General features: G+C 39.7%; 13 protein-coding genes and 1 pseudogene. 11 read left to right on the top strand and 3 right to left on the bottom strand.

Annotated elements, in window-relative coordinates; translation table 11 throughout:
- Window positions 1–2 precede the first annotated feature (2 nt).
- Complete coding sequence (gene cmoA / locus PHY84_RS08405; RefSeq protein ID WP_299858933.1) at window positions 3–710, top strand: carboxy-S-adenosyl-L-methionine synthase CmoA; 708 nt, start codon at window positions 3–5, stop codon at window positions 708–710.
- A gap of 102 nt (window positions 711–812) precedes the next feature.
- On the opposite strand, the pseudogene PHY84_RS08400 reads toward cmoA, so the two are convergent.
- A pseudogene (locus PHY84_RS08400) lies at window positions 813–956 on the bottom strand (hypothetical protein); the annotation flags it as partial.
- 31 nt (window positions 957–987) lie between these two features.
- Window positions 988–1,632 carry an endonuclease III gene (gene nth, locus PHY84_RS08395; RefSeq protein WP_299858932.1) on the bottom strand — a complete coding sequence of 215 codons (645 nt, stop codon included), beginning with the start codon at window positions 1,630–1,632 and terminating at the stop codon, window positions 988–990.
- Window positions 1,633–1,727: 95 nt separating this feature from the next.
- On the opposite strand from nth, the gene PHY84_RS08390 reads away from it, so the two are divergent.
- Together PHY84_RS08390 and PHY84_RS08385 are read left to right on the top strand one after the other, a co-directional pair.
- The gene (locus PHY84_RS08390; RefSeq protein ID WP_299858931.1) at window positions 1,728–2,558 is read left to right on the top strand and encodes a peptidylprolyl isomerase; all 831 of its coding nucleotides are present in this window, start codon (window positions 1,728–1,730) and stop codon (window positions 2,556–2,558) included.
- 6 nt (window positions 2,559–2,564) lie between these two features.
- Window positions 2,565–3,419, top strand: coding sequence for a 1-aminocyclopropane-1-carboxylate deaminase (locus tag PHY84_RS08385; RefSeq protein WP_299858930.1), 855 nt, complete (start codon window positions 2,565–2,567; stop codon window positions 3,417–3,419).
- Window positions 3,420–3,437: 18 nt separating this feature from the next.
- Here PHY84_RS08385 and PHY84_RS08380 read toward each other — a convergent pair whose 3' ends face one another.
- Entirely contained in the window at window positions 3,438–4,115 is a 678-nt protein-coding gene (locus PHY84_RS08380) for a nitroreductase (RefSeq protein ID WP_299858929.1), read from the bottom strand.
- Between the two features lie 144 nt (window positions 4,116–4,259).
- Between PHY84_RS08380 and PHY84_RS08375 the strand changes: the two genes are divergently transcribed.
- From PHY84_RS08375 to ruvX, 8 genes are all read left to right on the top strand, one after another.
- A complete protein-coding gene (locus PHY84_RS08375; RefSeq protein WP_299858928.1) occupies window positions 4,260–6,836 on the top strand; it encodes an AAA family ATPase in 2,577 nt (858 codons plus the stop codon).
- Between the two features lie 105 nt (window positions 6,837–6,941).
- A complete protein-coding gene (gene rpmH, locus PHY84_RS08370) occupies window positions 6,942–7,076 on the top strand; it encodes a 50S ribosomal protein L34 (RefSeq protein WP_299858927.1) in 135 nt (44 codons plus the stop codon).
- Window positions 7,064–7,417 (top strand): ribonuclease P protein component, encoded by a 354-nt coding sequence (gene rnpA, locus PHY84_RS08365; protein ID WP_363317901.1) that lies wholly within the window; start codon window positions 7,064–7,066, stop codon window positions 7,415–7,417. The genes rpmH and rnpA overlap by 13 nt, the downstream gene beginning before the upstream one ends.
- Window positions 7,410–7,736, top strand: a complete 327-nt coding sequence (gene yidD, locus PHY84_RS08360; RefSeq protein WP_299858926.1) for a membrane protein insertion efficiency factor YidD — start codon at window positions 7,410–7,412, stop codon at window positions 7,734–7,736. The genes rnpA and yidD overlap by 8 nt, the downstream gene beginning before the upstream one ends.
- Before the next feature lie 2 nt (window positions 7,737–7,738).
- Window positions 7,739–9,361 (top strand): membrane protein insertase YidC, encoded by a 1,623-nt coding sequence (yidC, locus tag PHY84_RS08355; protein ID WP_299858925.1) that lies wholly within the window; start codon window positions 7,739–7,741, stop codon window positions 9,359–9,361.
- Entirely contained in the window at window positions 9,354–10,298 is a 945-nt protein-coding gene (locus PHY84_RS08350) for a Jag N-terminal domain-containing protein (RefSeq protein WP_299858924.1), read from the top strand. The genes yidC and PHY84_RS08350 overlap by 8 nt, the downstream gene beginning before the upstream one ends.
- A gap of 3 nt (window positions 10,299–10,301) precedes the next feature.
- Complete coding sequence (gene mnmE / locus PHY84_RS08345) at window positions 10,302–11,642, top strand: tRNA uridine-5-carboxymethylaminomethyl(34) synthesis GTPase MnmE (protein ID WP_299858923.1); 1,341 nt, start codon at window positions 10,302–10,304, stop codon at window positions 11,640–11,642.
- Complete coding sequence (gene ruvX, locus PHY84_RS08340; protein ID WP_299858922.1) at window positions 11,642–12,031, top strand: Holliday junction resolvase RuvX; 390 nt, start codon at window positions 11,642–11,644, stop codon at window positions 12,029–12,031. Before mnmE ends, ruvX begins: the two co-directional genes overlap by 1 nt.
- Window positions 12,032–12,087: the final 56 nt, after the last annotated feature.

The following is a 12,087-nucleotide window of genomic DNA, read 5'->3' as shown; positions in this document are numbered from 1 at the left end:
CTATGAATGACAAGGTCTTTGCAAAACCTATAAAAAAACAGTTTGAATTTGATGCAGAGGTTGCAGCGGTTTTTGACGACATGCTGCAACGAAGCGTGCCGTTTTATAAAGAGTCCCAAAAAATTACGCAGTTTTTTGCTCTCAAAGCACTTCAAAATGGCGGTATTGCCTATGATTTGGGCTGTTCTACCGCCACGATGCTTATAAACATCAGCAAAAAGCTACAATGCAAAGCAGAGCTTATTGGGCTAGATAACTCTGAAGCGATGCTGGAACAGGCGAGAAAGAAGTGCGAAGCGTTTAATGCAGATATAGAGTTGAAAAATGCCGATATTTTGGAGTATGACTATAAAGAGGCCCAACTCTTTATAAGTAACTATACTTTGCAGTTTGTCCGCCCCCTTATTCGTGAGGAACTTGTAAAAAAGATAGCAGCTTCTTTAAAAAAAGATGGACTTTTTATCTTTAGCGAAAAAGTGATAAGCCATCATCCCAAACTAAACAAAGATTTGATCGAGTGCTACTATGATTTTAAAAAAGAGCAGGGTTACTCGGAGTACGAGATAATGCAAAAAAGGGAAGCTTTGGAGAATGTTTTGGTGCCTTACAGCGAGGATGAAAACATTAAAATGGTCAAAAACTGCGGGTTTTCACACTGTGAAGCAATCTTCCGCTGGGCAAATTTTGCCACCTTTATAGCTATAAAATAAAAGTTACCAAACGTTCCCTTTTGGTTTTTCTTCCTCTTTGCCTATAACGGTATCGACAAGCTCTCCTGTTTTTGTGCGTATCTCTTTGTATGTAACGATGTCATCTTTGCCGCACTCTTTATGGTAGTAGCCTTGGAGGTCGTAGTACTCTTTGCAATCACTGTAATACTGGAGTGAAATGCCATGCTTGTTGAAGCATCCCGAGAGTATAAAAAGCACTGATGAGAGAAGTATATATTTTGTCATAAACTGCTTCAAGCAAATACTAATCCAACTTTTATCCAACTTTAAAACTCTCTTTTGTTTTACAGTACTGAGTTAAAAAACACTCATCGCATTTTGGGTTTTTTGCTTTGCAGATGTAGCGTCCAAAAAGAACTATCCCTTGATGAAGTATCCTCAGGTTGTTTTTAAACTTCTTAACAAGCGTTGCTTCAGTAGCTATTGCTGTTTTATCGTTACTTAGTCCAAGTCTGTGTGAGACACGAAAAACGTGTGTATCAACTGCCATTAGATTTGCTCCCATGTACTCTATCATAACTACATTTGCTGTTTTTTGTCCAACGCCTGCAAGGGTGACAAGCTCTTTTTCATCCATTGGTATCTCGCCGCCGTATGTTTCAACAACTCTTTTTGCCATTTCAATGATATTTTTTGCTTTGTTGTTAAAAAATGAGCAACTGTTTATAAGAGATTTTACATCTTCGATATCTGCAAGGGAAAGTGCTTTTGGGTTTGGGTATTTTTCAAAAAGAGCTGGAGTTATAAGGTTGACTCTTTTATCGGTGCATTGTGCGGAGAGTATGACGGCTATAACTAGTTCGTAACTGTTTTTATAGGTTAGTTCAGTTACTGCATCACTATAGTTTTGGATAAAAAGTTGATGAATTTGTTTGATTTCTTCTCTGTTTGCTTTTTTCATAGGGCAAATTATACAAAGAAAACTGTTTTGTTTAATAATCATTAGTGTTAACAAACTACAATTTTTTAATTTTAGAGTATCATCGGGGAAGTTTAATGAAATCAGCAACAAAAATAGTATTGTCTTTAGCTCTTATGACATCAATGTCAATGGCGCAAACACTAGTAACGGTTAATGGAACGGCTATCACACAGCAAGATGTGGATAAGGAACTTATGGCGGCAACACAGGGGAGATTTAATCAAGTTCCGGCTGAAAAGCAGGCAGAATTTAGAAAACAGGTGCTTGAACAGTTGGTTGCAAAAGAGCTGGTTTATGATGATGCAAAAAAAAGTGGAATACTGAACTCTGCTGAATATAAAGATAAATATAAAGAAGTAACACAAAGAATTGAAAAAGAGATAGCGATTCAGGTGTGGCAGAAAAAAGAGATAGACAAGATTGCTATTTCAAATGAAGATTTAAAAAAATACTATGATGCCAATAAAGAAGAGTTTGTTGAAAACGAAAGTGTTAATGCACGCCACATACTTGTAGAAAAAGAGGGAGATGCGAAAAATATTATTGCAGAACTTAAGCCGCTTAAGGGTGATGCTCTTAAAAATAAGTTTATGGAAATAGCAAAGGCAAAGTCAACTTGTGCAAGTGCTGCACAAGGCGGTGATTTAGGTTATTTTATGTCAGGTCAAATGGTTCCGGAGTTTAATGATAAAGCATTTGCAATGAAGCCAAAAGAGATGACTATGGAGCCTGTAAAGACACAGTTTGGATACCACGTCATCTATATAGAAGATAAAAAAGCAAAGAAAGCAAAAACTTTTGCTGAAGTGAAGCCTTTTATTGAGCAGAGACTAAAGATGGAAAAAGCAAAAACCGTTATGCTTGCAAAAATGAAAGAACTAGAGCAAAAAGCACAAATCAAGTAAATCTATATGTATAACACTCCCGTCACTGAAATCTCTTTGGATGGGAGGAGTTTTTATGTCAAAAGGGATGATTTGGCAGACCCTTTTTTGGCAGGAAACAAATTCCGCAAACTTCACGCACTTTTACAAACCCAATCAGACAAACTTGACAAAATTATCTCTTACGGCGGTACACAATCAAATGCAATGCTTGCAATTGCCGCAATGTGCAAGAAGAAAAGCTGGCACTTTACATACTACACCAAACCTCTTAGCGATACACAGAAAAATGAAAATTGCGGTAACTTTTTTAATGCAAAAAAACTTGGCATGGAGCATGTGGAGATAGAAGAGTACTACTACAAAGATTTTGTTGCTTCCGTGCGTTTGAGTATGGATGAGAGAATGTTTGTCATTGATCAAGGGGGAGCAGTAGAAGAAGCAAAACTCGGACTTGAGGTTTTGGCAAAAGAGATAAGAGAGAGCGGTTTGGATGTTATGTCTCTGGCTACGCCATCAGGAACAGGGACAACTGCTCTTTTTTTGGCACTTAGTTTGCCGGAGTACAGAGTTTACACCACTCCTTGTGTTGGAGACAGTGAATATCTTAAAAAACAGATGAGTGCTTTGCATCCGCTCCCAAAAAATCTAATCATACTAGAGCCAAGAAAGAAGTACCATTTTGCAAAGCCATACAGAGAGTTTTTAGAGATACAACAAAAACTTTTAGGCACCGGAGTAGAGTTTGATTTGATTTATGCACCATCTATGTGGATGGCACTCTTAGAGCAAACACAAGAAGAAATTTTGTACATTCATAGCGGAGGTGTAAGCGGCAATGAGAGTATGCTTGCACGCTACAGGCAAAAAAGTCTTCTTTAGACTTCTTTTGCAAGAATCCTAAAGAAAAACAACACTTTCGCTCAGCGGAACTCTCGATGGTCTGTAAGTATTGATTTTGGCATCTTTGTCTTCGTATCCCAGAACAACGCTATAGAGCAGGGCTAAGTTTTGGGGTGCATCTAGTACCTCTGCGATTACCTTGCCAAACTCTGTCGTTGAGCCTTGCGGGCAGCTCTCTATGCCAAAGACTCTCGCTGCTAACATAATGCTTTGCATATATGCGCCGCAATCGATTAACGCTCCTTGTGCTCCCTCTATCATCGCCTTGTCGGTGAAGACGAAAAAAACTGTTTGTGCGCCAAACCATCGAAAGTTATCATGCCACATCTGCGTTCTTTTTTCTATATCTTTTCTCTCTACACCCATAAGTTCATAAAGACCCACGCCTGTCTCAAGTCTTCTTTTTTTATAGATAGGTTTCCAATTAAGCGGATAGTATTGGATAAACTGCTCGTGTGCTACACCGCTTTGCATTTTTTGAATGATAGCATCACCGATTTTTTTTAAAATCTCTTGATTGCTTACCGCATAGGTTATCCATGGCTGCATATTTGCTCCGCTTGGTGTCATGGCAGCGGCTTCTAAGATTTTTTCTTGGATATCAAGCGGTACAGGTCTTGGCAGATATGCTCTTTTGGAGGAGCGGTTGATGATGGTGTCAAGGATAGTTGGCATAGAAATCTCCTTGTAAAATTTTTTTGGAATTATAATACAAATCAAATTAAAAGTAAGTTTAATACAGTTAGACTAAAAAGACTTGACAAGAAGTCACTCAACTTGCTATAATTTTTCCAACTTTTAGATACGAGGATAAAGAGTATGAATAATATATTTGAAAAATTGACAAACAACATGAGTGAATCCATTGAGTCGGCAGTTTCGCTTGCTTTGCATAACAAAAATCAGGAAGTAGAGCCGATACATTTTTTGTGGGCGCAGCTTACAAACTCCAACTCTGTACTTAACCAGATATTTAACAAGATGAACATTAACAAGGTTGCGATTGAGCTTGATGTAAAAAGTTTAAGTGAAAAACTTCCAAAAGCATCTTCTCTCTCAAAAGAGAACATCAGAATCTCAAGAAATTTTGTTCAGACACTTGAAAACGGTATAGGTTTGATGACGAAAAACGGAGACTCTTTTTTGGCGGTCGATACGTATCTGTTGGCAAATATCAAAAATGAGCCGTTTTTTACTCTCTTTAAAAAATATCTTGATGTTTCAGAGTTTGCTAAAAATATTGAAGCAGCCCGCGGCGGTGCAAAGATAGAGTCGCAAAGCTCTGATGAGACATTGGAGTCTTTGAAAAAATATGGAATTGATTTGACGGCAGAAGCAAGAGAAGGTAAGCTTGCTCCTGTGATAGGGCGTGATGAAGAGATTACACGCATGATGCAGATTTTGATTCGTAAAACAAAAAACAACCCAATGTTGCTCGGTGAACCTGGAGTTGGAAAAACTGCGCTTGTTGAGGGTCTTGCACAAAGAATCAGCGATGGCAAAGTACCAACGTCACTTCAAAATAAAAAGGTAATTGCACTTGATATGAGTGCACTCATAGCGGGTGCAAAGTATAGAGGCGAGTTTGAAGACAGACTTAAATCCGTAGTAGATGAGGTCAAAAAGAGCGGAAATATCATACTCTTTATAGATGAGATTCACACTATAGTCGGAGCGGGGGCTAGTGAGGGGAGTATGGATGCGGCAAATATCCTAAAACCTGCACTTGCTCGCGGAGAGCTTCATACTATCGGGGCGACAACGCTCAAGGAGTATAGAAAGTATTTTGAAAAAGATATGGCGCTCCAGAGACGCTTTTTGCCGATTAACCTTGATGAACCGACAGTCAATCAGTCGCTCCAGATTTTACGCGGTATAAAAGAGAGGCTTGAAACGCACCATAATGTTACCATTACAGACAGCGCGCTTGTTGCGGCGGCAAAACTCTCGGATAGATACATAGCAGATAGATTTTTGCCGGATAAAGCTATCGACCTTATAGACGAAGCTGCCGCAGAACTGAAAATGCAGATTGAGTCTGAACCCCATGCGCTAAGCAGCGCAAAAGTAAAAAGGTCGGAGTTGCGTGTTGAAGAGGAAGCTCTTAAGATGGAAGAATCCGCTGCAAATACAAAACGACTTGAAGAGATAAAAAAAGAGTTGGCAGATGTTGAGGAGAGAGTAAGAAGTCTGGAGTCTCAGTTTGCCTATGAAAAAGAGGTCTTTGGAAAGATTTCAAGCATAAAAAATGAGATAGAAGCAAAAAAAAGAGAGGCAAATATCGCAAAAAATGCTTCTGAGTTCAACAAAGCCGCAGAGATAGAGTATGGGCAGATACCACAGCTTCAAGCTGAGGAGAAGAAGGTAACAGAAAACTGGGCAAGAATGCAAAAAGAGGGTACGCTTCTTAAAAACAGTGTTGATGAAGAGTCTATAGCTTCTATCATCTCAAGATGGACGGGCATACCCGTAAAAAAGATGCTCCAAGCAGACAAAGACAAGATTTTAAATGTCGAAGAGGAGCTTAACAAAGAGGTTGTGGGACAGAGCAAGGCGACGCATGCGGTTGCTCGTGCCATAAAGAGAAACAAAGCGGGGCTGTCTAGCGGTAACTCTCCGATTGGAAGTTTTCTCTTTTTAGGACCTACGGGTGTCGGAAAAACACAGACGGCGAAGACTTTGGCAAAGTTTTTATTTGACTCTCCCGATGCTATGGTGCGAATAGACATGAGCGAGTATATGGAAAAACACTCAGTTTCACGCCTTGTCGGTGCAGCACCCGGATATGTGGGGTATGAAGAGGGCGGACAGCTCACGGAAGCGGTAAGAAGAAAGCCTTACAGTGTCATCTTGTTTGATGAGGTGGAAAAGGCGCATCCGGATGTTTTCAATATCCTATTGCAGGTGCTTGATGATGGAAGATTGACGGATAACAAAGGGGTGACGGTTGACTTTACAAATACTATCATCATTTTAACTTCAAATATTGCAAGCCAAAAGATTATAGAAAATCCAAATTCAGATGCGCTTCAAGAGATGGTTTTGGGTGAGCTTAAAAAATCGTTTAAGCCGGAATTTTTAAACCGTTTGGATGATATTGTTATCTTTAATGCTCTGGGTCGTGAACAGATAGTCGGAATCGTTGATATTTTCTTTAGTGAAATCGCTAAAAAAGTGGCGGGAAGAGATATCCATATAGCGTTAAGTCAAAATGCAAAAGCCTATATCGCAGAAGCAGGGTTTGACCCTATCTATGGCGCAAGACCGCTTAAGCGTGCTCTTTATGAGATTGTTGAGGATAGACTTGCGGAGCTGATTTTAGAGGGCAGGGTTGTTGAGGGTTCTTATGTAGAGTTTGATTATAAAGACGGTGAAATAGAAGTAAAAATCTCTTAAGAGGTTACAAAAGAGCGGTTGGCAGTTTGAAAAATAGAAAACTTAACCGCTCTTTAAGTAACTTTCATATATAGTTTCGGACTTAATTTTAAAGAAGGATATGTCATGAAAAGAACATACCAGCCTCATGGTAAGCCGAGAAAGTCAACTCACGGTTTCAGAGCAAGAATGGCAACAAAAAACGGTCGTCGTGTACTTAACCGTCGTCGTGCAAAAGGTCGTAAAAAATTGTCAGTTTAGGAAATTTCTATACGCTGAAACTGCATCGCGAGTTTCAGTATATCTATAGAAAAGGGAAGGATGCACATACAAGCAGTGTTGTACTGTTTTTTCTCCCCGCAGCCAACACTAAAAAAGTTGGGTTTACGGCTACTAAAAAAATTGGCAACGCCGTACAGAGAAACAGAGCAAAAAGAAGACTTCGGGCTCTGTTTATCACTTACTCTTCTATGCTTGAAGATGGCACATATATCTTTGTAGCCAAGCAAGCCATTAATGAAACAACTCATGAAAAACTCAAATCGGATTTTGAAAAAGTTTTAAATCGCTTGAATACTTTTAAAAAGAGCGCAAATGGTTAGAGCATTTTTGCTGAAATTATTATGGCTTTATCAGAAGTTTTTTACTCTCATTGGCTATGGCAGTTGCAGATATTACCCATCTTGTAGCCAATATGCAAGAATTCATTTTGAAAATAACTCCATTTCAAGTGCTTTTTACCACACTTTTACTAGAATACTGCGTTGCAATCAACTCTTTGAGGGCGGTATAGACTATCCATTGCTTGATAAGCTCTCTTTAAAACCCGCAAAACTTGGGGTTGATGCTATAAAATATTGGTTGGTTCCAAATAAAAAAAACCGTTTTTATATCATAAAAAATTTTTCATATAAAGGGTGACCGTGTTCGACAAAATGACACCAAATCAGAGATTAATAGTAGCCGTATTGCTATCGTTTGTGTTTTTTATAGCATATACAGCAATTTTTCCACCGGAGCAACAAGAGGCAGCACTGGTAGCAACTCAAAACGCAAAGAGTGCGCAAACAGCAACCCAAACTCCAACTCTCAAAGCTGAGGAAGCGGCAGGACATGCAGTCTCCGCCAGTGAAAAGATAGCGGCAAATGATTTAAGTACGTTAGTAACACTGAACAATAGTAAGTTTGTTTTAAAAATGGACACACTGGGAAGAGTAGCGTCAAAAACGTTGCTTCAAGACAAATACAACGATAAAAACGACAAGCATGCCGAGCTTATACCGGCAAATGGAACCAAGCCTCTTTTTATCAGATTTTTGGATGAGAATCTCAATGAAGAAGCTCTAAAAACTCCATATACCGCAGATAAGTCTGCAATAACACTAGAGGGTGAACCTCAAAAGGTGACTCTTACGCAAAAGCTCTCAACACTTACGGTGACAAAAGAGATTACTTTTTATGATGATGGGCATTATGATGTCAAAGTTGCACTCTCTGAAGATAAAAAATATTTTATCTATTTAGGGCAACGACCGCAAATCACTGAGCAGATGATGACGGTTTCGGGTGCAATGGTTTATACTGACGACCAGATAGTTACTATCATTGAAGATGGTGATGCACAAGGGCGTAAGACATTTTCGGGGGTAGAGCTAATCTCTGCTTTTGATCAATACTCTGCAAGCATTATGTATGGATTTGCTAAAGATACCAACATAATCGTAGAGAGAGACAAAGAGAGTAATCCTGTTCTTTACTTTGAAGCACTGCAAAATATGAACTTTAGCGGCTATATAGGGCAAAAAGAGTACAAAACTCTCCACGCGATTAATCCTGTTTTGATAAATGCGATTGAGTATGGGTGGTTTACATTTGCTTCTAAACCGTTGTTTCAGCTTCTTATGTGGCTGCACGGTATCTTTGGAAATTGGGGTTGGTCGATTATAGGGCTTACGCTTATCATCAGAGTGATTCTTTATCCTTTGACGTACAAAGGTATGGTTTCGATGCAGAAGATGAAAGACATCGCACCGCAAATCAAAGAACTTCAAGCAAAATATAAAGGCGACCCTCAGCGTATGAATGCGGCTGTTATGGATATGTATAAAAAACACGGAGCAAATCCTCTTGGCGGATGTCTTCCTATGCTTCTGCAGATTCCGGTCTTTTTTGCGATTTACCGCGTTCTTTTAAATGCAGTGGAACTTCAGGGTGCGCCGTGGATGTTCTGGGTAAGTGACCTTTCAAGAATGGACGGAACTTTTATCTTGCCTATTTTAATGGGTGCGTCTATGTACTACCAGCAAAAACTTACACCGAGCAACTTTACGGATCCGATTCAAGAGAAGATTTTTAAATATTTGCCGGTTATTTTTACATTTTTCTTTGTAACTTTCCCATCAGGTTTGGTTCTTTACTGGTTTGTCAACAACCTTTTCTCTATCGCTCAGCAGTTTATAGTCAATCAGCAGTTCAAAAATGCAAAAGATGCTGCTATAGCCGCACATAAACATGCCCAAAAACATGTGGAGAAAGAGAATGATTAAGATAGAATCAACCACTCTGGAGCAGGCATGTAAAGATGCCGCTTCAGCTCTTGGATGTTCTGCCAGTGAGTTGGCGATTGAGATTGTTCAGGTTCCAAGCAATGGGTTTATGGGATTTTTTAAAAAGAGTGCAATCATAGTAGCGGCAAAAAAGAGCAAAGAAAATCTCCCGCCTCAAACAGTTGCCACGTCACAAAAAATAGAAGAGACAAAAATTCCGCCTGCCCCTATGCAAGAAAAACTAAAAGAGCCTGAACAGCCAATAAAAAAAGAGTTTAAGCCTCAACAAAAGAGTGAATATAAACCTAAAAAAGAGTTTACGGCACCAAAACACAATATAGTAAATGACACAATCATGCCTGAATCTTTTGTTAGTACGCAAGAGGATGATGATTATGATATGGCAGGGATTAACTATACTGCTGATTATGATGAAGAGGATGTATTTTGCGAGGAGGAACAAGAGGGGAAAATCAGCGCTTACGAAGTTGCTTCTGCCGTTTCTAAAGAGATAAATGAACTCTTTGCCCTAACATGCTTTAAAATCGATAAAATAGAGGTTAGTGCGCATGATGCAAACACGCTTCTTATAGAGTTTAAGGGTGATGATGCAGCGCTTCTAATCGGAAAAGAGGGGTATCGCTACAAGGCGCTCTCATATATGATTTTTAACTGGATTAATACCAAGTACCAGTTGCAGCTTCGTTTGGAGATAGCAGAGTTTTTGAAAAATCAAGAGGAGTCTATCGCAAGATATCTTGTCACTGTTTGCGAAAATATTGATAGGGATGGGCGTGCACAGACAAAAATACTTGATGGTGTTTTGATTCAAATTGCGCTTAAAGAGCTTCGTGAGAAATATCCAAACAAGTATGTAGCTGTTCGCTCTACTCGTGATGGACTCAAATTTATCATCATCAATGACTACCACAATTAAGAGATGAATGAAGATACTATAAGTGCCGTTGCAACCGCTAACGGCATAGGCTCTATCGCCATCATCCGCATTAGCGGTGATAGGGCTTTGGAGATTGCCAAAAAACTTACCCGCAAACAGACTTTTTCCCCAAGATATGCAACTTTAACAAATATCTATAGTGGTGATGATGAGCTTATAGATGAGGTCATTGTTATCTACTTTCAAGCACCTTTTTCTTTTACCGCCGAAGATGTAGTTGAAATCCAGTGTCACGGCGGTTTTATAGTTGCGCAGAGCATTTTAAAATCAACACTCTTTTATGGTGCAAGACTTGCAGAGGCAGGGGAGTTTTCAAAAAGGGCTTTTTTCAACGGTCGTATTGACTTAAGTGAAGCGGAGGCGATTGCAGGGCTTATCGAAGCAAAAAGCGAAGATGCGGCACGGATACTTGCAAAGCAAATGAAAGGCGAGCTTAAGGAGTTCGTAGAGGGTATTCGTGATGCGCTTATCCATATCCTTGCTTACTCGGAGGTAAGCATCGACTATGCGGAAGAGGATTTGCCTGATGATTTGGTTTTGCAAATCAAGGCAAAACTGAGTGAGCTTCAAAATTCACTTCAAAAAACACTTCTTGCCAGCATGGCAAGAGAGGGGCTGATGCAGGGTTTTCGTGTGGCGATTGTGGGAAAACCAAATGTCGGGAAGAGTTCACTCTTAAATGCGCTGCTAAATTATAACCGTGCGATTGTCAGCGACATCGCAGGAACGACGCGAGATACCATAGAAGAACAGGTGAAGATCGGTACGCATCTTATCCGTATAGTTGACACCGCAGGGATACGTGAGGCGAATGATGAGATAGAACGTATCGGAATTGAACGTTCACTTGAAGCCATAAAAGAGAGTGACATTGTTGTAGCGCTATTTGATGGCTCAAGAGTCGCAGATGCCGAAGATGAGCAGATAGTATCTCTTATAAAATCAGAGGCTGGAAATAAGCACGTTTTGTATGTAAAAAACAAGATAGATTTAGAGCCGAAATTTTCGCATAGAGATATAAGCTTTGATATGGAGCTCAACTCAAAAGAGAGCGTTGATGCGCTTGTCAAAGCTTTAGAATGTATCATGAATGAGGCAAACAGCTCTGAGGAGATGATGCTTATCTCACAACGACAAGTGTCGGCAGTTGAAAAGACACTTGAAAATATAGAAGAAGCGTTTATACCGCTGCAAGAACAGGAGCTTGAAATCTTCTCCTTTTGCCTTAATGAAGCCATAAAAGAGATAGCCTCAATCACAAGACCTTTTGAAAATGATGAGATGCTTGAGAAGATGTTTGGCAGTTTTTGTTTGGGAAAATAGTGAAGTATATAGCTATTGATTTGGGCTTAAAAAGGGTAGGGCTTGCCTACAGCGCACATAAAGATTTGGTAACTCCTCTAAAAGCAGTAGAGAGAAAAAACAGAGATCAAGCCGCAAGAGATGTAAAAAAAGTTCTTGATGAGTGGGAAGTTGACGCCGTTGTAGTGGGCATACCGATGGGTGGAAGCTCTGAAGACGAAATGAGACGCCGCGTGGCTCACTTTATGAATCTTGTTGCTTTTAAGGGCGAGATTTTTTATCAGGATGAGAGTAACTCATCCCTTGAGGCAGAGTGTATGATGCGTGGTGAGATAAGATATATCCGTGACGGACGTATAGACTCAATTGCCGCTATGATTATCTTGCAGAGGTTTTTAGCAAAAAAATAGAATTAGATTTCTTGCAAAACTAAAAACACGTTCACTAAGGCTTCGCTTCGCTGTAG

It is taken from the genome of Sulfurimonas sp. (genome assembly GCF_028694605.1).
Classification (GTDB): domain Bacteria; phylum Campylobacterota; class Campylobacteria; order Campylobacterales; family Sulfurimonadaceae; genus Sulfurimonas.
The sequence above is the reverse complement of the archived record's forward strand: the minus strand, read 5'-3'. Positions and strand labels throughout refer to the sequence as shown.

Bases quoted from the DNA above. Each gene is read 5' to 3' on its own strand.
- PHY84_RS08350 (WP_299858924.1), top strand. From the start codon at position 9,354: ATGATTAAGATAGAATCAACCACTCTGGAGCAGGCATGTAAAGATGCC.
- PHY84_RS08380 (WP_299858929.1), bottom strand. From the start codon at position 4,115: ATGCCAACTATCCTTGACACCATCATCAACCGCTCCTCCAAAAGAGCA.
- PHY84_RS08390 (WP_299858931.1), top strand. From the start codon at position 1,728: ATGAAATCAGCAACAAAAATAGTATTGTCTTTAGCTCTTATGACATCA.
- PHY84_RS08385 (WP_299858930.1), top strand. From the start codon at position 2,565: ATGTATAACACTCCCGTCACTGAAATCTCTTTGGATGGGAGGAGTTTT.
- PHY84_RS08375 (WP_299858928.1), top strand. From the start codon at position 4,260: ATGAATAATATATTTGAAAAATTGACAAACAACATGAGTGAATCCATT.
- yidD (WP_299858926.1), top strand. From the start codon at position 7,410: ATGGTTAGAGCATTTTTGCTGAAATTATTATGGCTTTATCAGAAGTTT.
- cmoA (WP_299858933.1), top strand. From the start codon at position 3: ATGAATGACAAGGTCTTTGCAAAACCTATAAAAAAACAGTTTGAATTT.
- rpmH (WP_299858927.1), top strand. From the start codon at position 6,942: ATGAAAAGAACATACCAGCCTCATGGTAAGCCGAGAAAGTCAACTCAC.
- mnmE (WP_299858923.1), top strand. From the start codon at position 10,302: ATGAATGAAGATACTATAAGTGCCGTTGCAACCGCTAACGGCATAGGC.
- nth (WP_299858932.1), bottom strand. From the start codon at position 1,632: ATGAAAAAAGCAAACAGAGAAGAAATCAAACAAATTCATCAACTTTTT.